The sequence below is a fragment of the Atlanticothrix silvestris CENA357 genome (assembly GCF_016056295.1).
In the GTDB taxonomy this organism is placed as follows: Bacteria; Cyanobacteriota; Cyanobacteriia; order Cyanobacteriales; family Nostocaceae; genus Atlanticothrix; species Atlanticothrix silvestris.
Genome location: NZ_JAECZB010000080.1, coordinates 22,433 through 44,806 on the forward strand (window position 1 = coordinate 22,433; position 22,374 = coordinate 44,806).

The window sequence follows — 22,374 nt, forward strand, 5'->3', positions numbered from 1 at the left end:
AACTCTGTTCTACCCTGATTGGACGATGAACCAACATGCTCATCATGCCATCATTGCCAAAGACATAAAACATTAACAGAGGTTTTGGATGGCAGTTGAGGTAGTGATTTTAGATATTGATGGAACTTTAGTTTTGAGTAATGATGCTCATGCTCAAGCCTGGATTGAAACGTTTGCAAAATATGGTTATGAAGTACCATTTGAGCAAGTTAGACCACTTATGGGTATGGGTGGAGATCATGTCATTCCCAAATTAGTACCAGAACTCAATAGTAAAGAAGGAACCGGAAAAGCGATCGCTGCTAGACGTAAAGAACTCATCCTCAACAAGTTTAGTCCGCAGCTAGTTGGCGCTCCTGGTAGTAGAGAATTGGTCTTCAAAATGCAAGAATCTGGATTGCATTTAGTGGTTGCAAGTTCGGCTAGTCATGAAGAACTTGATATTTTGCTCAAAGTTGCTCAAGTAGATGATTTACTTAAAGAAGTAACATCGTCTGATGATGCCCAAGCATCTAAACCTGCTCCTGATATCATAGAAGCTGCTTTAAAGAAGGCACAAATTACACCCGACAAAGTAGTGATGTTGGGAGATACACCTTACGATATTGAGTCTGCCGGTAAAGCGGGAGTAAGGGTGATTGCTATGCGCTGTGGTGGTTTTAGTGATGAGCAACTATCGGGAGCGCTGGCAATTTACGATGATCCAGATGATTTGCTACGCCATTATGACTCTTCTGTTTTGGCTCCCAATGCAAAGCAGGTTTTAGGTATTTAGGCCAAGACTTTACAAGAATCAGTCCTTCGTAAAGAGGGCAATTTATCACGTCTGGTGCCTTAACTTTTGCAAAACCAATTATGGAAACTTTCGTTCTCGCACTTCTGTGGCATAACTTTGTACAGCTTTGGTAATTGTTTCTCGCAGATTTGTATAAACTTTAGCAAAGGGGGGCTGTTTTTCTGTTAAACCAAGTACATCAGAAGTTACTAATACTTGACCATCGCAATAATTTCCTGCACCAATCCCGATTGTCGGAATGGTAAGTTTTTGTGTAATCTGCGTTGCCAAATTTGCAGGTATATGCTCTAAAACGATCGCAAATACACCTGCTTGTTCAAGTGCGATCGCTTCTTGTAAAATCCTTTCTCCAGCTACTTCTGTCTTACCTTGTTGTCGCAAACCAAGTTGATGCACAGATTGCGGTGTCAAACCTACATGACCCATGACCGGAATTCCTGCTTGCACCAAACGCATCACAGTTTCTACCATCGCTGGATAGCCGCCTTCCAGCTTAACCGCTTGAGCGCCTGTTTCTTTCAACACTCTTCCCGCTGAGTGCATCGCTTGTTGCAGACTTTCTTGATAAGTCAAAAATGGCAAATCTACAACTATCAAAGCATGTTTCACACCACGGCGCACAGCTTTAGCATGAAGCAGCATTTCTTCTAAAGTAATTGGCAGTGTTGTTTCATACCCTAACACTGCTGCCATCGAGTCTCCGACCAGGATTAAGTCTACACCACTGGCATCGAGGATTTGGGCGATCGCATAATCCCAGGCTGTCAATGCTACGATTGAGCGCCCTTGTTGTTTCCATTGAAGTAATTGCTGGGTAGTGACTGCCATTTTTTTAAGTAGAGGCTATGGGCTAGCTAGGGAATAGAGGCTAGGGGCTAGAGACTAGAGGCTATTATTTCTCTTTTATCTACCTTAATCCCTAATCCCTAATCCCTAATCCCTACTTTACAGCGCGACTAAAAGCAAGATGGGGTTTTGCATTGCCCATTTTGGGCATTAACCAAGCCAGACCTTCACTAGTACCAATCCACAATTTATGACCGATGTCGGGTACAAGGGCAAGAACTCGACTAGAAGGAAGTCCAGCAACTTCGTCTAATACAGCTCCTGTATTTGGATTTAATCGTAACAAACCATTGTGAGTTCCGACCCAAACACTACCATCTTGGGCAAAACGGACGGCTGTCACGTTTCGACCTCGTAAACGAGTCACAGACCGCAGTACTGCACCAGTTTTTGGATTAATTACTAGCAAATTATTCGGCATTCCGGCCCAAATTAATCCTTCGGGACTGATAGCTAAAGCTTGCACGGTTGTCCCTGGCAAATCATCGATTCGCTTCATAATGAAAGCGTTGGCAGTATTAACCCGTACCAGTCCATCAAGAGTACCTACCCACAGTTGACCTTCAGCATCCAAAGTCAAAGTGTTGGCACTAACACCAGGCAAATTTTTGACTGTCGTCATAATTAAACCTTGATCAGGACTAATGAGAGCTAAACCATTATCGGTTCCAGTCCATAAGTAACCCCGCTTGTCAAGCAGCAGCGATAAAACTCGTTTGGAAGGCAAAAATAAATTCTGCGCTGTAATTTCACTAGTGCGGGGGTCTACTCGCTTCAGCCCTTCATAAGTCCCCACCCATAAATGCCCCACTTTGTCTTGAGCTAAAGCACCAATGGCGACATTCGGTAAACTCACACGAGCTAAAATCTTACCCGTGTTGGGGTCAATCCGCGATAGCCCTCGCCAAGAACCTACCCAGAGATTACCTGCAAAATCTCCCAACAAATTGCTAACACGATAATCTGTGTTTATCTCTTGTTCTTCGATTCCCCTATTATCAGGTAAAGGATCTACTCGCGGCGGCGGTGCAGCAGCTGGATAAGAAGGGGTTAATTCAGATGGTTTGATATCAGGGGTTTTTGCTGGTGGAACACCATTATCAATGTTTTGGGCAATTGCCGAATTTGCAGCGATCGCAATGCCAAGACTTGGCAGAGCTATCAACCCCAGCAACATAGAAGTCATCAATAAACTAGTAGGCTGGTGAAATAATTTCACGGTGGCATTTCCTTTGAAAACATTTTTCTTGTAGGTTTGGAAGTGCATAGCGTGAAAGAATTTTCCTTATCCGCTAAACACTGCTTCCTTATCCCTCTTATGAATAGCCAATGCCTCAATAGGCTTTGACTTGATTTCAGTGTTCCCCTAATTTCAGTAGATCGCACTTTTGAGAAAATTTTTTGCTCTACTTGTGCCGTAACACAACGGCAATAAAGCCGGAGGAACATCCACGCCGCTTTTTGTCTCGCCTACTTAATGTTGTGTTTATAAATAGCCTCCAAGAAAAGTTTTGGCTATATTAATTTGAGGATCAATTTTTTTATAAAATACTGTAAATAATCACTATGAATTATAGTGGCTAATTTACATACACAAAATCATCATGAATAAATTTTTTAATTTTTAAATATACTAATTTTTACAGTATATTATTTATTTTGGCATATTACATAGATAATTCTAGGCGTAATAGGAATATTTATTTTTTAAATACATTAAACCTTAACCAAAAACTTCTGAAACCTTAAAAATCGGAAAACTTGTTCTTAATAGTAAGCCAATACACTATCTTTAGACTGAAAATCAAGCAAGCCTGCAAGAGATTGGTTTTTAAATAGCAAATAATGTAGCTTTGAAATTAGTATAGCAGTCTTATATAGATTGTGAATTATCAGTTGTTTTTAAAATAACTTTCACAAATCAAACAGGACTGTTATGTTGACATTTTTTTGGCTCTGGAGATATTCACTAGAGTCTAAAATGTCGTTAATTATCTATCAACTACAGCAGTTTTGAGTCAATTTCTCTTTGCCTATTAACACTCGAAAGTTTAATAGCGTCCCAATTTTGCAAACATAACCTAGCGAATAGAATTCGCCGCTATACAAGCGAAGTTCGATCAAGCAATCTAGCCTTTTGTTTTAGCTTGCAAAGCAAACTTTGCTTGTGTAGCCGAAGAAGTCTATTGCTGACAGTCCTGTACTGTAAGAGAGCTTCTATACAACTTGTTTGGTATTGGGAAACCCATCTACCGCAGTGGTTGTCCACCTTATTTTTTACGGGTTTTAAGGTCGCTCGTTGTACAAATACTGTCCACACTTCCAGTCACAGGGAAATTTGCACCTATTTGGAATGCTTGCTGAAATTTCAAGAAATGAATTAAGGAGAAAATCTCATGGTTTTGCGTTATTACGGCTACACAATCGGAGACACTGATGCTAACCCTAGCTTAGCTGGAAACCAGTTGCAGGTTTTTCGTTTCGCCATCCCTCCTGCTGGATCGTCTGGTGTTACTGTTATTCCTGAGCTAGTAGGCTTGGTTACTGTTCCAACTAGTACTTCTGCTAGCTTTGAACTAGAAGGTTTGGGAACTAACCCCGTTAGCAGAAGGGTCAGTGCAGTTAACGAACCAAAACTAGGTACAGATCCCGATCTCGCTATTCGAGTTGGCGCTGTTGATAGACCTTTTGGTTCACCATCTATAGCGACTCCAACACGTACTCCATCTAACCTAAATCGTTTTGGTAGTGAGTCAGGTGCTGACTTTGGGCGTGATTTCTCAGTAAGTTCTCAGCCAGTTGTTCTTTACAACCTTGGCTCAAATGACGATTCAGATGAGGGGCCAATAGGAAGCTCTCTTTACAAAATTAGTACGTCTACCCCTGGAACTATTAGCCTTGTAGACAGTACTCCTACTGCTGCTGAAATAGCGGGAACTACACCCACTAATCCTGGAAAATATGCTGATGGATTAACTGTTGATAATCTCATGCCTGGTCGTTATCGCGCTCTTGCTAGCGATATCAGAACTATAGATGACGCTGCAACTGACCCTACGAAGAACAATCTTTACAAAGTCGATCTGCTTACTGGCCAATTATCTGCTCCGATTGCGCTCTATAGTAGTTTGGCAAATAACAGGCCTCTTGCTCTCAACTTGGATTCTGGACTTGCATTTACTAGAATTTCTAACTCAGATCCCGGAGGTCAAAGACTTGTAGGTTTGCTAGAAGATGGGAAAGTCATAGCGATCCAACCTACAGACTCAGTTGTAAATGGCGTTACAAGATATGGTTACTTAGACGATTTTAACGCACCAGGTTTAGGTATAGGTGATGGCAGAGCAAGTGCGTTCTTACTTGGCCGAGTCGATTTTGCTGCGGCTGGCGGAATTCCTGGAGCAGATTATGAAGGGCTTGCTATTGTTTACGAAGATTCTGTTACTGGTTAACTCTTGAAAATGGCAATCTTCTCTGACCTTTCTAACTTTGGAAGATACGGTAGACGAGAGGATCGATCATACAAACTTTAGCGATTATCATTCCGCAAGTATGTAATACCAATTCACAAAATATTTAAGACAAATGTAGGTTGGGTTGAGGAACGAAACCCAACACCAAAACCTTAGTTCTGTTGGATTTCACTACGTTTTACCCAACCTACCTTTCTACTAGTTTTTGTTCATTAGCCAATCTTCTCGACTGATTCGGTAAATAAGTGCTTCACTTCCCAAAAGTTCTGTCCTTCCTGCCAGTTTTTCACCTAATTTTTGGGCAACTCGTATTGAAGCAGTATTCTGTGGACGAATCAAACTGATCACATGCGATCGCTGCAACTTTTCAAAAGCATAATCCATCGCCACCCTTGCTGCTTCCGTTGCAAAACCACGTCCCCAAAAAGCTTGTCGTAATGTCCAGCCAATTTCAAAATCAATCCAACCTTCAGGCTTCCAGCAGCCGATGCGACCAATCATTTCACCAGTTAAGCGTTCCTCAACAGCCCACATGCCATAGCCTCGTAATTGCCAATGACCAACAATCATTGCCATATTTCGCCAAGATTCCTCACAGGATAAGGGCTTACCATTGCCGATGTAGCGCATGACATCGGTGTTACCGCACATTTCAGCGTAAGCGTCAAGGTCTTCTTCTCGAAATCCACGTAAGAGCAAGCGCTGAGTTTCAAGTTGAGGAATATGCATAAGTATTATAAGTAAATCGGTGAAAATAAGCCTAACTATGTAACAGAATGCAAAATCTGCATAGCCGTTGCGATTGCTACCCTGCGGGAACGCTTGCGCGAACATTACACTTCGTTTCATACCCTGCGGGTTCGCGGTAGCGTCTCTGAAACAGAAGGCTAACGCCAAGCGCAATGACATAGTGTGAATTATTTAAGCCGTTCTACTCATAACAGTTTTATATGGATGAAATACACCACTCTAGCCCCTAGCCTTTTTTTTATATTAAAATAGGAGATGTACTATTACACTCTTTTTGTAAAACTATCTTAATAAATTGTTAAAATTATTATTAGATAACAATTTTAAATAAATAAGTTAAAAACTTTCAAAGAATAACTTATCAAATTCTTGATATATTGTGAGACAAGTTACAAATTACGTGGTGTGCAATTTTTATCTTTCACCTACCACTCTGCTGAATTTCCGTCAAGCAAATTCTCTCCTGGTCTATTTTCCAATTAAAGGAAACATGGTAGGGGTGCGGAGATGGGAATATGTGCTATGAAGCGCAATCCCTATAACTAACCCGATATGCAGGGAAAAGTCTCATACTTTCCGCAAAGCGCGGAGTTTTTGCTGAATTGATGAAGATTTATTGGGGTCGGAGGAAGAAATAAAAGAGAATTTTTATTCATGGAACAAGGAAAAAGCAGAAGCGCTCAATCATGCGCCTCTGGATGAGGAGAATATTTGTAACAAAATGTTCGTTGCAAAAAAGCCGCTACCGTGTACCAAAGCCAACCTCTAACAAAACATTTTTCCTATTCTTCCCCTCCCTGCTAACGGGAAGGAATAAAGGTGAAAAAAAATTGCACATAACGTGATTTGATAAGTAATACAGAGTGACTTCTTGGAAGGGAATTTATGTCTTACGCTCAAACGAAGACCCAGAGCAAATCAGGGTATCAAGCCGGGGTTAAAGATTACAGACTTACTTATTACACACCTGATTACACACCTAAAGATACAGATATTCTGGCAGCATTCCGGATGACTCCTCAGCCTGGAGTTCCCCCCGAAGAAGCAGGTGCTGCTGTAGCGGCTGAATCTTCCACTGGTACTTGGACAACAGTGTGGACAGATTTGCTCACCGACCTAGATCGCTACAAAGGTCGTTGTTATGACATCGAACCTGTTGCTGGTGAAGATAATCAGTACATTTGTTACGTTGCTTATCCTTTGGACTTGTTCGAGGAAGGCTCCGTTACCAACATGTTGACCTCTATTGTAGGTAACGTGTTTGGTTTTAAAGCTCTGCGGGCACTGCGTCTAGAAGACTTACGGATTCCTGTTGCTTACCTGAAGACCTTCCAAGGGCCTCCTCACGGTATCCAAGTTGAGCGCGACAAATTAAACAAATATGGTCGTCCTTTGTTGGGTTGTACCATTAAGCCCAAATTAGGTTTGTCTGCTAAGAACTACGGACGTGCTGTATACGAGTGTTTACGTGGTGGTTTGGACTTCACCAAAGACGACGAAAACATCAACTCTGCACCATTCCAACGGTGGCGCGATCGCTTCTTATTTGTAGCAGACGCTATCCACAAATCTCAAGCTGAAACAGGCGAAATCAAAGGTCACTACCTAAACGTTACCGCCCCCACCTGCGAACAAATGTTGCAACGGGCTGAGTTCGCTAAAGAACTCAAAATGCCCATCATCATGCACGACTACCTCACCGCAGGTTTCACAGCTAACACCACCTTGGCTCGTTGGTGTCGTGATAATGGTATTCTGCTACACATCCACCGTGCTATGCACGCTGTTATCGACCGTCAAAAGAACCACGGTATCCACTTCCGCGTTTTGGCTAAGACCTTGCGGATGTCTGGTGGTGATCACATCCACACAGGTACAGTGGTTGGTAAATTGGAAGGTGAGCGCGGCATCACAATGGGTTTTGTTGACTTGTTGCGTGAAAACTACGTTGAGCAAGACAAGTCTCGCGGTATTTACTTTACTCAAGATTGGGCTTCTATGCCTGGTGTAATGGCAGTTGCTTCTGGTGGTATCCACGTATGGCACATGCCTGCATTGGTAGAAATCTTCGGTGATGACTCTGTACTACAATTCGGTGGTGGTACACTCGGACACCCTTGGGGTAATGCTCCTGGTGCAACCGCTAACCGCGTAGCTTTGGAAGCTTGTATCCAAGCTCGTAACGAAGGTCGCAACTTGGCTCGTGAAGGTAACGATGTTATCCGTGAAGCTGCCAAGTGGTCTCCTGAATTGGCTGTTGCTTGCGAACTTTGGAAAGAAATTAAGTTCGAGTTTGAAGCAATGGATACCGTCTGATCTAGGTTAAGAGTTAAGAGTTAAGAATGAGGAGTTAAATAAATTTAATAACTCTTAACTTATAATTCTTAACTTTTGTGGGCTGGGGTCAAGCATGAATCTGAAGCAAATTGCGAAAGACACAGCCAAGACTCTCCAACGCTACCTGACATATCAGGCGCTGAAGACAGTACTGGCACAGCTAGGCGAAACTAATCCTCCGTTAGAACTTTGGCTGCATAACTTTTCCGCCGATAAAATTCACGATGGAGAAGCATATATTGAGCAACTGTTCCGAGAGAAACCAGATTTGGCATTGCGAATTATGACTGTCAGGGAACACATAGCGGCAGAAATCACAGAGTTTTTACCGGAAATGGTTTGTACTGGCATTCAGCAAGCCAACATGGAACAACGTCGCCAGCATTTAGAACGCATCACGCAAATCAATTTATCTAGCCCCAGTCTTGAACCTGAACAACAGACAATCTCAGATCCGAATTTGGATAACTAAATCCAGTTAGTCGGTCAACTTAGTAATAAAAAATCGCCACCCCTTATTAACAGCCATGCAAACTCTACCAAAAGAGCGTCGTTACGAAACCCTTTCTTATCTTCCACCTCTTACTGATGCTCAAATTGCTAAACAGGTTCAGTACATCCTGAATCAAGGTTATATTCCAGCAGTTGAGTTCAACGAAGTTTCTGAGCCAACCGAATTCTTCTGGACGATGTGGAAACTACCTTTGTTTGGTGCTAAATCCACTCAAGAAGTACTAAACGAAGTTCAAGCTTGCCGTTCTCAATATAGCAACTGCTTTATCCGTGTTGTAGGCTTTGACAACATCAAGCAGTGCCAAGTTCTCAGCTTTATCATTCACAAACCCAACACTAGCAGATACTAAAGCTGACAGGCTGAAATTAGTTATGGGGAAGCTTAATTAATTTTTCTGTCCCCCACTGGAGAGGTAGAGTTTTCTACCTCTCTTCTTTATTAAGAAGACTAATTTGAAAACTAGCTCTGTTTACAGGCAACATGAGTGAATCAAGAGTAATTGTCAATACAACGTCACCTCGTACTCGTCAAAATCTGGCTAAGGACTTGTTAAACGCAGGTTTAAGCTCAGGTATGACAGTGATAGTACACTCTTCTCTCAGTTCAATGGGATGGGTTTGTGGTGGTTCAGTTGCAGTGGTTCAGGCATTGATGGATGTCATTACACCCGCAGGGACTCTGATAATGCCTACCCATTCTGGTGATTTGTCTGACCCTGCTGTATGGCAAGCACCACCCGTTCCTCCTGGTTGGTGGTCGATTATCCGTGAAACTATGCCAGCTTTTGATCCTAAAACGACTCCTACGCGAGGGATGGGTAAGATTGTTGAAGCTTTCCGAACTTGGCAAAATGTAGTACGAAGTTCTCATCCAGCGGTTTCGTTTGCTGCTTGGGGAAAGTACTCCAAAGAGATTGTCTTAAATCATTCACTTGACAACTCCCTTGGAGAAAGTTCACCATTAGCTCGTCTTTATGACTTGAACGGTTGCGTGCTATTACTGGGAGTTGGATACGACAATTGCACCAGTTTTCATCTAGCCGAATATCGAGTTAATGGAACACAACGAATTAACAGGGGTGCGCCAATTTTGGAAGGGGGGCAGCGAGTCTGGAAAGTGTATACAGACATTGAATTTAATGATGACTGTTTTGTTGATATGGGCGAAGCTTTTGAACAAACTGGTCATGTCCAAGTTTCAACAGTTGGTTCTGCACAAACCAAGCTATTTGCTATTAGAGATGCTGTAGATTTTGCAGTCAGTTGGCTAACAACAAATTCCAAGTAAACTTGGTAAATAAGAGGAGATTTTATGACTGAAAAATCCGAGCTTCAAATCAGAATTTGTTTTGTTGGTGAATCTTTCGTCAATGGTACAGGCGACCCTGAATGTTTAGGTTGGGCAGGGAGAATATGTGTTAGTGCTAATCAAAAAGGTAATGACATTACCTACTATAATTTAGGAGTTCGGCGAGAAACGAGTACTGAACTTAAAAATCGTTGGCTGCAAGAAGTTTCCTATCGTTTACCAAAAGAATATGATGGCAGAGTTGTATTTTGTTTTGGCGTAAACGATACAACAATAGAAAACGGTAAACTTCGTGTTACACCGACGCAATCAATTGAAAATGTTCGTAATATTTTAAGTGATGCCAAACAGTTATATCCTGTTTTAATGGTCAGTCCACTGCCATTGGCGGATGATGGGCAAAATCAAAGGATTGCTGATTTAGCAAAACAATTTGCTTTAGTTTGTCATGAGCTTAATGTGCCTTATTTAAATGCTTTTTCTATATTAGAAAAGTCCAATATTTGGATAGATGAAGCAAGAGCCAATGACGGCGCACATCCCAGAGCAGCAGGTTATGCAGAGCTTGCCAGAATTGTAGAAAATTGGGATGCTTGGCTAAATTGGTTTGAGGAAACGGGAAATTGTCCATAAAATGAACAAAAATATTAAGTAAATCGCGCCAACTAGACCAAACTCAATCATAGGGATATAAGTTATTTCGTAAATTCTGCCCAAGCCGCGTTCGGTCAATCCATAAACGGCCACTACACTTACTAAAAAGGCTCCGTAGATAGTACGTTTAGTCAAGATACCCACAGGTAGACCGTGGAGTTGGGTAAGCACTAGAATGCCAAGAAAACCAAAGAGAAATGTCGGCCACTTGCTTTGTCCTAGCATCCACGATACAACTACACTATGTAAAAGTACCGTAATTTCCAAAATGAATGTCCACCAACGGTTTGTATGGGTGCGGTTAAATATTAACGACGATTGTAGTAAAAGCAAAAACATATAGAGAAAACCAATTAAGTGCCCCAAAGTCGCTTCCATTGGATGATACCAGAAGGTATAAATAGCGGCGAAGGAGAAAAAGTAACCGTGGTAGAGCTTGATAATTTGCAAAAACTGTTGATGAAATGGAACAGAATTGCCAAAAAGCAAACCACGTCGAGGCGTTTCTAAAATCAGTACGAAAACCAGTAAAAGTACAACCGCACCTTGAGAAGCCCAAATTGAAGTATCTTGAGCCAGAGCATCGTACCAAATATAGGTCTGGAAAAAATGTAAAGCGATGAATGCAATATTAATGGCAAGCATGAGGTAATTAATCGGGTGCAACGCTGTTTTATATTTCAGCTGCGATCGCTGCGCCCATAAGATACACGCCCAGATGCTAAACTGATGTCCAAGGTACATACCCCAAGCCGTCGCTCGGCTCCAAAATGTCGGGTTGGGAAGTTTCCAGTAGTACCAGTTTAGTCCTTGGTCAGGAAGTTTGGTGATGCTTGCAGGAATGCTCCCACCCAGCCAAATTGCGTAGGTGAGGATAATGCTTACAAAGATGCCTAAAAATAAGACTCGGCGACCTGTCATAATAGTTCGTAATGACGCTCCTGCGTCGCTCTAAGCGTAGCTATGCCGCAGGCTTTACGCTGCGCTAACGTAATTCGTAATTAAGACTTTTTTTACTTTTAAATCAATATTTTTAAGCGACACGTTCTGCTTTTAATTCAGATGTGCTTTTAGTCACTCGCAAACTCAAAGTCAAAGCTACCAGCATTACTAAAGAACCACTCAAAAAAGGTGCATCAATCCCAAATTTCATGAAACTAACACCTGCCCATATTGGTCCTACAATACGTGCCAAGGCAGAGAAAGAACTAGCAATCCCTAGTATTTGTCCTTGTTCTTCTGCGGCTGTAATCTGGGAAATCAAACTGTTCAATATTGGTTGGCTGACACTAATTCCCCATGCTACAAGTGCGGTGGCGACCAACAATAAAATTAAGCTTTGTGAAAATCCAATAAACAATAATCCTAAACCTAATCCTAATATCCCCCAGGTAAGGAGCTTTATTTCACCCAAGCGTTTCTTAAGGAATCCGATGAGTCCTCCTTGAACGATTGTGCATACAATCCCCATGAAGGCAAAAAGATAACTTGTTTGTTGAGGGCCCCAGTTTAATTGTTGCTTAGACCATAAAGCCAATGTAGAGTCCATAGCCGCAACAGCAAAAGTCACTAAAAAGTAGATGATAGCAAGCATACAAAACTGTGGACGCTGTGACAGTTGTAGCAAGTTTAGCCGTTGTTGACGGTAGCGATGAGCTGTAATTTTGGCTTTAGTCTCAGAATTTAAAGATTCTGGAAGTAACATCAAAGCACAAAGCAATGCTAATAAAGATAATCCGCCTGCGAACAACGACGGTAAATGGAAGTTGGCGTTATCCGGGTCTGACCCTACTAAAATACCTCCAATAGCAGGGCCGAGAATGAAGCCAAGGCCAAAAGCTGCACCTATTATGCCCATACCGCGCGCTCGATTAGTTGGCGTGGTAATATCTGCTATGTACGCCTGAGCAGTAGCAATATTCCCTGCCATAATCCCGGCAAGACCACGAGCAATAAACAAAATCCATAATGAGTTGGCAAAGCCTAACCCTGTGTATGCAATTATAGAACCTAATAAAGTCAGTAATAAAATCGGACGGCGACCGTAGCGATCGCTAAATCTGCCCCATAATGGTGTAAATAAGAACTGCATTAAAGAATAAATAGCTACAAGTAAAGTCGCTTCATGAGGTTTTGCACCAAATTGTTCAGCATACAAAGGTAGTATGGGTAGGATAATTCCGAAACCCAGCAAGTCTATAAATACAGTCAAAAATAAGACAAATATAGCCTTGCTACTATTTTTAGTATCCATAATTGCAATTTCTTACCAAAGAATATATGTAATTTTGATTCGCTTTTTGAACATCAAGTAACCCTTGATGTTCAATACTCATTCAACCTAACAAAGTAATCAATTCCCGAAACATTGTGTTTGAATTTGAGCGTGGTTGAGCAAAATAGCGTGAAATAAACCAATTATAAAAATCAAGCCAATAATACTACTAATGAAAGCAACTATCGTCTCATGCTTTCGTATAGCTTTTTGTATCTTAGTGTCGATGATATTTTCTAATTCTTTGTATGGCATTGAGTTTAATTTGGTTAAAAATAATATTGTGGAACTTAAGTGTTTACCTAAGTTGGAGTGTGTCTGAAATTTATAACTTATTAAATGAAAGCTATTACAACGCTGTAGTAATTTTAAGTGTGTTGGCGTAGTTTCAAAACAGTACCTGAAATACCAAAAGCTAATATCGCCAAGATAAAAGCTGGTTCGGGAACTGCAATAATGCTGACCTGATTAATAGCCAAGCCGTATTGTGGAGAAGAACTGCTAAAAACGAGCCGCGAGATGTTGGGAGTGTCACTACGAATCCCCAAAAACACTGCCGAATTATCTAATGCTAGCGACGAAGTACTTAGAACTGAGAAAGTACCCAATAGGTTATTAACATTATCAAAAGCGCTGATAAAAGTTTCAACTTCTAAGTTACTAATGTCTACAGCTATCTGAGTACCAGCACCAAAAACAGGACGGTCAAAACTAATGCTAAAAGGCCCTCCATTACCCTGAGTTCGAGGATCAGGGGCACCAGGAGGAAGAGGTTGAAAACCTGTTGGGTCTATACCTCCGAAGAGAATAAAATCTCCTGGGGCGAAGTTAGTCCGAATGCCAGGTGGGGGTAAAGTTTGAAAGACAAACGGTGGAGTAATCTGAGGATTTGAGGTTGGATTTATATTTACATTTAACTTTAAATCACCCTGAGATGTGGTGATAAAAGAGTTTGGTAAAAAAGTAGAAAAATCAGGAGCAGAGGGATTAAATACTTTACCTAAACTTACCCAATCAACTTCATCATTGCCTCCGAAAACAGCACGTTCAGTTACTAGAAATGTCGCTGCTTTAACTGGCTGTGAAATGATTGTTATTATAGCTGTGATTACTGGTAAACGTTTAATGTAAAAGTTGAAAGATTCTTTTTTCATAAAATTCAAAAATTTTGCTCTCTACGTAGTGAATATATCAAAAACATGTGTAGCTCTAACTGATAAATTGTAAGCAACTGTCGTTTTCAATAATTGTGTTGCAAAAATTTGTTGACGCTAGTTGGTAAGAGTTGACATATTTTCACCAGTCTCTCATCATTTTTTTGCAACACAAACTTAATCTGAATACAAACTCAATTACTTGTGTCTATACTATTCTCATTTTGGCACTAGTAAACGACTAGGCAGTGCTTACACAACAAGCTGAAAAAATCTTTTTAGTTTTAGACCAACTGAATACTCAAATTGGATGGAAGATTTTCAAGGAAGGCAAATTGATTTCCTAAGAAAGACAAGTTACCGCTTGAGGTGTCGAAAGAAAAGTCGCTAATGTTAGTAGTACCAAACCCTACTTTAGAAACTTGGATTACGTCTTTTTGAGCAAAGTCGTAATCTTTGATAGTATCAAGACCATCCTTGAGGCTATTGAAAATAAACTTATCTGCACCAAAGCCACCTGTGAGAATATCATCACCTTGTCCACCAGTGATGGAGTCTTTGCCTAGACCACCGGAGATAATATCATTGCCATCATTGCCGACTAATTGGTTATTTTGGTTGTCCCCGGTGATGATGTCACTTTCATTTGTACCGATAACATTGTCAAAATTGATTACCGTAAATGGCAATGTCCCCAAACCAGGAACGTTATTGGCAGCCAAACTTTGGTTTTGCAGGTCAACGGTGATAAATACCCCAGGCAAAGATTGCGATGCATCTATGGTATTGTTGGCAATACTGGCATCAGCAATAACTGTTTCTACTTTAAAAAGTTGGTCTGTTCCGAATTTGCCAGCTTTTTCAACTGCACCTACACCTGAGAGAGTAATGCTTTTACCTAGTTTGCTGTAGTTTGCGGTATCAATACCATCTCCACCATCGATGTTGTCATTACCTTGACTGCCTTTGAAGGTGTCATCGCCTGCGCCACCTGCCAACTTGTCGTTACCGCCTCCACCGTCAATCAGGTCATTGCCACCTCTACCATCAATGCTGTCATCGCCATCATTCCCGAATAATTGGTTTCTTTGGTTGTTGCCAATAATACTGTCACTTTCATTTGTGCCTTTGATATTGACAAAGTTGATGACATTAAATGTTAATGTTCCTAGACCAGGAACGTTAAGGGCAGATATAGTCTCAGCTTCCAGGTCAACAACTGCAGGTACTCCAGGCAAAGATTGGGATGCATCTATAGTGTTGTTGGCAACACTAGCATCAGCAATAACTGTTTCTACTTTAAAAAGTTGGTCTTTTCCGAATCCACCAGCTTTTTCAATTGTCCCTACACCTGAGAGGGTAATTTTTTTACCCAGGCTACTATAGTCTGCGGTATCAATGCCATCTCCGCCATCAATGCTGTCGTCACCCCGACTACCTCTGAAGGTGTCATCGCCGGCATTACCTGCCAAGGTGTCATTACCGTTTCCACCGTCAATCAGGTCATTTCCCAGACCACCGGAGATGTTGTCATTGCCTCCACGACCAAAAATCTGATCGTCATTACTAGTGCCCGATAATAAGTCATCGTTAGCAGTACCAACAATAGTAGCCATAATTTATACCTTATTTTGGTTTTGCTGATCAAACGTGTTTGTTAGTTGTAATACTTTTGTATTACAACTAACAAAATGATTAATTCCTGGTTAAATACTCACTATTCGCCTAATAGAGGATGAATTTGATGAAATCAGGGATATTTGAAGGAATAGGATTCACCAAAAAAAGCGATCGCCTTCCCAAACATCAATCAAAAATTATCAAGTATTAATGCTGAATCCTGAATATCAAAATAGTCACATAAAATTTTTTTCTTCAGTAGTACCCTCAGGGGTACTATTTCATACCGTAGATTTTTACCTAAAGAATTACTATCGCCCCTTTGTCTTCTGTAACCCCTACCAAACAACACAGCAAGCAGGTAGCCCTGAAGTACAAAAGTCAAGGAATCAAAGGAATTGACCTTGAAAAAATAAAAAATAGAGAGGTTTATGGCGTTAGCATTTTGAATATTTTTTACTTATAATTTCTAAGTAAATTTACAGAAATAAATTAAAATATTAAGTTCGAGAAGCCAGCAATTTTTAATTACAATTTCGGGAGAATTTCTGGTATTAAATAACCAGGAACTTTAGATAAAGCCAGATTTTGTCCTTGTATGCCTAATTCATTGTGGAAAGCCCGAATTGTTTTCACAATATAAGTTAAGGTTGTTTGATAAGCTTCTGGTTGTTGCCTCAATCCCTTTAAAGCTTGCAAATGGTTATTTAACGCTGCTTCTAAATGTTGCGATCGCGTTGCTTTGTCACCAGCAAAAGATTGGTCTGTGACTAACTGATAATGGGCTAATCCTAGGTTATTGTAAGCAGCAAACAAATCAAAATTTAAAGATGTATTACTAAGTGAGTGAGCTAAGGCAATGGCTTCTTCGTAAGCATGAATACACAATTTCAGTAAAGCTTGTCTAACATCTTTAGTTGTCTCAGATAAATTTGCTAAATGCCAGTAAGCAGTCCCAAGATTATTTTGTGTAGCGGCGCAAGCACTGGGAACATTAGCTGGAGTCCGATATTTTAAAGCTTCGCGGTAGACATCAATAGCTAATTTTAAATTTTGGGCTGGTTGTTCGTATTGTGCAAGATTCCAGTAGGCAGTGCCGATATTATTTTGAATCATGCCATATTTGAGTGGTTCTTGTTCTGGGCTGTAATGAACAAGTGCTTCATTATAAGCTGCGATCGCTTGCTGCAAATGTACCACTGGTTGATTGTGTTGTCCTAAATGCCAATAAGCAGTACCTAAATTGTTCTGGCAAGCCGCATACTTTAAAGGGTCTATTGCGGCTGTACGATAGCATAGTGCTTCATTATAAGCAGAAACTGCTTGCTGCCAATTTTCGGCTGGTTGAGAAAAACGGGCTAAATCACCATAAGCTGTTCCCAGATTATTTTGTACCCGCGCATAAGTTTCTGGATGTGTCTGTGGTGAAATTGACTTTAAAGCAAATTGATAAAATTCAATTCCCTGCTCTATGTAAGTTTGTCCTTCCGCTGAATTGGGCGGTATGCGATGTAGCATCCAGTAAAGTGTACCCAAGTCATTTAAAATATCTGGAAGTTGAGGTGAGGCATCATCGTAAGCGATCGCTTCTTGATAGGCAACAATTGCTACCATCAAATTTTCTAGATTTGACTGTCCTTGCTCAATGCGAAACCGATATAAGTTTCCTAACTGGTGATAAGCTGCTGCTAAAACTTCCCCAGAAGCTTGCTGTGAATGTAACTCCTCAATTTCCAACAAAACTTGTTGCGGTTGCCAATTATCTCCTCTATCTTGAGCAATTTTCGGATTAATCGTTGCTATGACTAACTCTTTTAACTCTTTGCTCACATGAGTCAACGACGACAGCGATGAACTATTACTACTCGATCTAGCAGTGGATAACTGCTGGTGTGGCACAGTCTTCAATAATTTTGAGGGTGCAGGTGTAATTTCTAATTCTTTTTCGGCTGGCTTTACTGGCGTTTGTGCTGTCAGATTTGAATCATCATCAAAGATTATTTCTGTAACATCAGCGCCTTGAGGTTCTGTTTCAATGACCGATTCATCTAGTTCATCTAAAATGGATTGCTCCAGATTTTTTAAATCTAAACTTCTTGAATTGGAAAAACGTTCTGGATAGTCTGGATTGTTTGTCGTTGGTGTAGGTTCTCCAGCAAACATAAATACACCAGTACGCCAACGCCAAAATTGAGGAACCGACTGCTGAATAGCAGATAACCAAGGGCGCGATACCCACAACAAAACGCTAGATTCAATAAATCGACTAGATTCTTGGCCAGAAAAATACTGTTCGCCTAAACGTAGATGATGTAAAAAAGAACGCTGTACAGCAACAGATTGCTTCGTTAGTTGTTCCACACCTACAATCTGAAATGTTGGTATAGGTAAGGGTCTTCCAGGTGTATCTTTTGATGCACCTACAATTGGTGGTGGATAATTGGCTAACCATTGATTAATCTGAGCTATGGGATTTGGATCGCTTAAATTCAACCTCAAAGTCACCAATCGCGGATAGGCTGGAGTACTAATTGCCTGTCCATGTAATGGCTGATATAGTACTTGTCCAACTGGATAAGCCAAAGTTGAATGCAAGCGAGCTGCCACTTGATTTCTTAAGTGTAAATCATCACAGACCGCTAAAAAGAGTTGCCGCCGTAAGTCAAGACTGAGGGCAAGTTTTAGACGGTGATAGACTTGCCGATTCCAAGCAAAATTATTGGAGTGTGCAGTATCATTCACGCTCATGGCGGCTAAAGAGCCAAAGATACAGTTTATATCCTCTTAAATACCAATTCGTAATTCGTAATTTAAGAAGCTTGACACTCCTCGACCTTTAGGTACGAGGATTCTTGGTTCACAGTTCAATCTTAACCCCGCAGGATTGCTCCAACGAAGCTAGAGGATCAAACTCCCCAAGCTTATAAGATCCGGTATGCCCTACCGTACTTAGCCCCTTCTGCAAGATGTTAATCGCTGCGTTCACGTCCCTATCCTCGACAAATCCACATAAACAAATATGAGTTCTATTTGATAGGGACTTCTGAACTTTCTTGCCACAATTGGAACAGTTTTGACTTGTATTATAGGGAGAAACAGCGATTGTTATTTTCCCGTATTTGTAGCCAAAATAATCCAACCAACGGCGAAGAATTGACCACCCTGCATCTGTTATCGACTTAGCTAGATGTCGATTTTTAACCATGCCTTTCACATTTAAATCTTCATAGGCAATCAGGTCGTTTGACTTCACTAAGCGGAGTGCAACTCTCTTGCAAAACTCTTCTCGCTGCCTACTTACTTTTAAATGTTTACGGGCATATCTAACCCTAGCTTTGTGATAATTTCGGGACTGGAATTTACCTTTTTTATACTTCTTAGACTTTCTCCGATTCAGTTTATTAAGTTGTCTTTCTCCTTGGCGATAAAACTGCGGGGATGGTTCAATATTTCCTTGGCTATCTGCCAAGAAATACTTGATACCGACATCGATGCCCACCGCTTTTTGACTAGGGGTTAATGGCTTAACTGTATCTCTAGGGTCTAGTTGTACCGAGAATTGCACGTAGTAACCATCTGCACGACGCACAATCCTAACTCGCTTGATTTGTTCTATTTGGTAAAAATTCAAGTCTCTAGAACCTATTAGTTTGAGAGTGCCTATTTCTTTTTTGTCTGTGAAAGTAATATGCTTTCTGTTTTCTGATAGTTTCCAGCCAGAGACTTTATATTCCACCGATCGAGTATTTTTCTTGAACTTTGGATACCCTTTTAGCCCTTGAATCTGCTTTTTACAATTCTCGTAAAAGCGATTAACTGCTCTTAAAACTCTTTCAACAGCAGTTTGACAGGCATGAGAGTTTAACTCTTCTACGAATTTAAACTCTTTTCTTAATAGTGTGTTGTATCTAAACATCTCTGTCTTGCCAACACCACGATTATCCATCCAATAACGCAGTACTTTATTTCGGACAAATTGAGATGTCCGAATAGCTTCGTTAATGGCGATTATTTGTTGTGGTTTTGGATTGACTTTGTACTCGTAGATAAACACGTTTGATACTGACATGAGTGGTATCAAAGACTATAATAACATCAAGCCGTCCTAGAAGGACGGGGGTTGTATCCCATTATTTTTGGTCAAATTTTATAATAAATCAGGCTTTTAGATTAATTAAAAGATAAAAGTATAATTAGATACTTTGAATACTTGTGTCAGTTTAACAAAAAATAAAAAACCAGGCTCCTACCAAAATGGGAACCTGAAGAATTAAAAATTAGTTTTTATTAAAATTGTTTATCCTCAACTGACATTGGAAACAGAGAAGGCAACAAAAATTAAGCCACCAACCAAAGCTGTGGCGGCGACTCCCAAGACAATATAGTTACGTTTTTGCCCCTCTGTAGGAGGCTCTGCTTGGTAAACCTTTGGTTCTTGGGCAAAATTATTCAGGCGACCGCCTTCTTCGCTTGTGTAGGGCATGAATTAGTTCCTTATTCTGAATCTTTTACTAATGTTACAGAAATCTACATATTATACTCTCACACCCAAAGACGAATCGTAACATTAATTAAAAGTCCAAAGTCAATAGTCAAAAAACTTTAGACTATTGACTATTAACTAGCTCGTAATAGTACCGCTGAGTGGTGAACTGGCACTTGCATAGTCTTTCATTGGCATCCTACCGGCAAGGTATGCTAAACGTCCGGCAACTGCTGCTAAATTCATAGCATGAGCCATTGCTGCGGGATTTTGAGCCAGAGCGATCGCGCTATTAATCAATAAGGCATCTGCCCCTAATTCCATCGCTTGGGCGGCTTCTGATGGCGCACCAATGCCGGCATCTACTACCACTGGTATGCCAGCATTTTCAATAATGATCTGGATATTAGCAGTTGTCTTCAGCCCTTGTCCTGAACCAATGGGTGAAGCTAAAGGCATAACTGTGGCACAGCCTACATCTTCTAGACGTTTCGCTAACATTGGGTCAGCATTGATGTAGGGCAAGACAGCAAAACCTTCTTTGACTAATTGTTCTGCGGCTTGCAATGTCCCAATTGGATCAGGAAGTAAATATTTAGGGTCAGGTATCACTTCTAACTTCACAAAGTTATTATCTTCTTGACCCAAGAGTTTAGCCATTTCTCGCCCCAAACGGGCTACACGAATTGCCTCTTCTGCGGTTTGACAACCAGCGGTATTTGGTAACATCCAAATTTTTTTCCAATCTAATGCTTCTGCTAAACCCTCATGTCCAGCAGCTTTAGTTTGTACCCGCCGCACCGCCACGGTGACAATCTCACAACCACTAGCAACAATACTTTGCTGCATTTCCTCAATGGTGCGATATTTACCCGTTCCTGTCATCAGCCGTGATTGGAAAGTTTTCCCTGCAATAGTCAATGGAGAATCCAGAGTACAGACGCGATTAATCGCGTCTGTACAGGAATTTTGCGGGGATATAGCAGGGCGATGCCCGTTAGTGAAATTAGCAAAGTGGGTCAGCATGGAGGTAGATGATTGAGTTTGGAAGCGAGAATAGTGGAAATGAGACAATAAAGGGTCAGATTTTTGTTCCCAGATTAAATCGGCAACCAATGCTGCGGTTACAGGCGCAAGCAAAATACCATTGCGGTGATGACCTGTAGCCAAGGTTAAATTCTGACAATAGCTATTGCCAAGGATGGGTAATTCATCAGGCGTAGTTGGGCGAAATCCCCACCACAATTCTTGGATGGGATAATGCTGTAATTGGGGATATAGGCGGATGGCTTGTTGGAGTAAAGTTTGAATACCTACGGGGGTGTTGTCGGGGGTAAAGCCAACATCTTCACTAGTTGCCCCAATAATAATAGAACGCATCTCCTTGGGATATGCTGTGCGATCGCGTCTGGGTACGATATAAATATCTTGCCCAAATAAAACTCGCCTTAAAGGCAATTCTGGTACAAATTCCGGCACTCGCACACTCAGCATTTGCCCTTTTCGCGGTTTTACGGGTAGCGGTAATAATTCATTTGACCAAGCACCTGCGGCTAAAACATAATGACCAGCATCAATTACTCCGGCGCTAGTTTGTGCGCCAATCACTTGTCCCTTTTGCTGTATGAATGCTTCTACTGTAATGCCGTCTTTGAGTTCAATGCCAAGGGACTCAGCGGCACTCCAAAGTAAATGTGCTAAGGAGCGATTATTAACTTGTGCATCTTCAGGATACCACCAGCCACCAACAACTTCTTTTCCTAATCCTGGCTGATATTGATGAATTGCAGCTTCATCTAACCAGTAAGCAGGCGATTCACGGGCGTGAGATGAGGGAAAATCTTCTTTGCTATCTTCATAAACGGGTGCTAAAATGCCACACGGCCAATAACCACTATTTAAACCAGTCAGATCTTCTAGTTTCTGCGTCCAATCTGGATATAAAGAACGCGATCGCCAGCATAAAGAACGCAACCCTTGATCTGAAATTTGTTCTGCATCTGGTGCTAACATCCCAGCAGCAGCGTGAGTGGCAGCAGCTTGGAAATCACGGCAAAGCACGGTGACATTTGCCCCGCGCAGTTTAAGTTCAACGGCGATTGCCAAGCCAATAACGCCGCCACCAATAATTAAAATGTCACTAGTCATTAGTCATGAGTCATTG

The 22,374-nt window shown here is 41.1% G+C and carries 18 protein-coding genes; 7 read left to right on the forward strand and 11 right to left on the reverse strand.

What is annotated here, in order from left to right:
- The first annotated feature begins 88 nt into the window (after positions 1-88).
- Positions 89-775, forward strand: a complete 687-nt coding sequence (locus I8751_RS20140; RefSeq protein WP_214440887.1) for an HAD family hydrolase — start codon at positions 89-91, stop codon at positions 773-775.
- A gap of 78 nt (positions 776-853) precedes the next feature.
- Here the strand turns inward: I8751_RS20140 and panB are convergent, their stop codons facing one another.
- Positions 854-1,624 (reverse strand): 3-methyl-2-oxobutanoate hydroxymethyltransferase, encoded by a 771-nt coding sequence (gene panB, locus I8751_RS20145; protein ID WP_214440888.1) that lies wholly within the window; start codon positions 1,622-1,624, stop codon positions 854-856.
- 112 nt (positions 1,625-1,736) lie between these two features.
- Positions 1,737-2,909 carry a ligand-binding sensor domain-containing protein gene (locus tag I8751_RS20150; RefSeq protein ID WP_214440889.1) on the reverse strand — a complete coding sequence of 391 codons (1,173 nt, stop codon included), beginning with the start codon at positions 2,907-2,909 and terminating at the stop codon, positions 1,737-1,739.
- Positions 2,910-4,038: 1,129 nt separating this feature from the next.
- On the opposite strand from I8751_RS20150, the gene I8751_RS20155 reads away from it, so the two are divergent.
- A complete protein-coding gene (locus I8751_RS20155) occupies positions 4,039-5,094 on the forward strand; it encodes a hypothetical protein (protein ID WP_214440890.1) in 1,056 nt (351 codons plus the stop codon).
- A 219-nt stretch (positions 5,095-5,313) separates the two neighbouring features.
- On the opposite strand, the gene I8751_RS20160 is transcribed toward I8751_RS20155, so the two are convergent.
- On the reverse strand, positions 5,314-5,844 hold the full coding sequence (locus I8751_RS20160; RefSeq protein ID WP_214440891.1) for a GNAT family N-acetyltransferase: 531 nt from the start codon (positions 5,842-5,844) through the stop codon (positions 5,314-5,316).
- 906 nt (positions 5,845-6,750) lie between these two features.
- On the opposite strand from I8751_RS20160, the gene I8751_RS20165 reads away from it, so the two are divergent.
- From I8751_RS20165 to I8751_RS20185, 5 genes are all read left to right on the forward strand, one after another.
- Positions 6,751-8,181 (forward strand): form I ribulose bisphosphate carboxylase large subunit, encoded by a 1,431-nt coding sequence (locus tag I8751_RS20165; protein ID WP_214440892.1) that lies wholly within the window; start codon positions 6,751-6,753, stop codon positions 8,179-8,181.
- Positions 8,182-8,275: 94 nt separating this feature from the next.
- Entirely contained in the window at positions 8,276-8,674 is a 399-nt protein-coding gene (gene rcbX, locus I8751_RS20170) for a RuBisCO chaperone RbcX (protein ID WP_214440893.1), read from the forward strand.
- A gap of 55 nt (positions 8,675-8,729) precedes the next feature.
- On the forward strand, positions 8,730-9,065 hold the full coding sequence (locus tag I8751_RS20175; RefSeq protein WP_214440894.1) for a ribulose bisphosphate carboxylase small subunit: 336 nt from the start codon (positions 8,730-8,732) through the stop codon (positions 9,063-9,065).
- A gap of 131 nt (positions 9,066-9,196) precedes the next feature.
- A complete protein-coding gene (locus I8751_RS20180; RefSeq protein ID WP_214440895.1) occupies positions 9,197-10,003 on the forward strand; it encodes an aminoglycoside N(3)-acetyltransferase in 807 nt (268 codons plus the stop codon).
- A 24-nt stretch (positions 10,004-10,027) separates the two neighbouring features.
- Positions 10,028-10,657 (forward strand): GDSL-type esterase/lipase family protein, encoded by a 630-nt coding sequence (locus tag I8751_RS20185; protein ID WP_214440896.1) that lies wholly within the window; start codon positions 10,028-10,030, stop codon positions 10,655-10,657.
- On the opposite strand, the gene I8751_RS20190 is transcribed toward I8751_RS20185, so the two are convergent.
- From I8751_RS20190 to thiO, 8 genes are all read right to left on the reverse strand, one after another.
- The gene (locus I8751_RS20190; protein WP_214440897.1) at positions 10,622-11,599 is read right to left on the reverse strand and encodes a hypothetical protein; all 978 of its coding nucleotides are present in this window, start codon (positions 11,597-11,599) and stop codon (positions 10,622-10,624) included. The two genes, I8751_RS20185 and I8751_RS20190, sit on opposite strands and share 36 nt — an antisense overlap.
- A gap of 112 nt (positions 11,600-11,711) precedes the next feature.
- On the reverse strand, positions 11,712-12,932 hold the full coding sequence (locus I8751_RS20195; protein WP_214440898.1) for an MFS transporter: 1,221 nt from the start codon (positions 12,930-12,932) through the stop codon (positions 11,712-11,714).
- A gap of 389 nt (positions 12,933-13,321) precedes the next feature.
- On the reverse strand, positions 13,322-14,107 hold the full coding sequence (locus I8751_RS20200; protein ID WP_214440899.1) for a hypothetical protein: 786 nt from the start codon (positions 14,105-14,107) through the stop codon (positions 13,322-13,324).
- 284 nt (positions 14,108-14,391) lie between these two features.
- Complete coding sequence (locus I8751_RS20205; protein WP_214440900.1) at positions 14,392-15,723, reverse strand: calcium-binding protein; 1,332 nt, start codon at positions 15,721-15,723, stop codon at positions 14,392-14,394.
- A gap of 532 nt (positions 15,724-16,255) precedes the next feature.
- A complete protein-coding gene (locus tag I8751_RS20210; protein ID WP_214440901.1) occupies positions 16,256-18,475 on the reverse strand; it encodes a tetratricopeptide repeat protein in 2,220 nt (739 codons plus the stop codon).
- A 109-nt stretch (positions 18,476-18,584) separates the two neighbouring features.
- On the reverse strand, positions 18,585-19,781 hold the full coding sequence (locus I8751_RS20215; protein ID WP_214440950.1) for an RNA-guided endonuclease InsQ/TnpB family protein: 1,197 nt from the start codon (positions 19,779-19,781) through the stop codon (positions 18,585-18,587).
- A gap of 249 nt (positions 19,782-20,030) precedes the next feature.
- The gene (psb34, locus tag I8751_RS20220; protein WP_214440902.1) at positions 20,031-20,210 is read right to left on the reverse strand and encodes a photosystem II assembly protein Psb34; all 180 of its coding nucleotides are present in this window, start codon (positions 20,208-20,210) and stop codon (positions 20,031-20,033) included.
- 138 nt (positions 20,211-20,348) lie between these two features.
- Positions 20,349-22,358, reverse strand: coding sequence for a glycine oxidase ThiO (gene thiO / locus I8751_RS20225; protein WP_214440903.1), 2,010 nt, complete (start codon positions 22,356-22,358; stop codon positions 20,349-20,351).
- Positions 22,359-22,374: the final 16 nt, after the last annotated feature.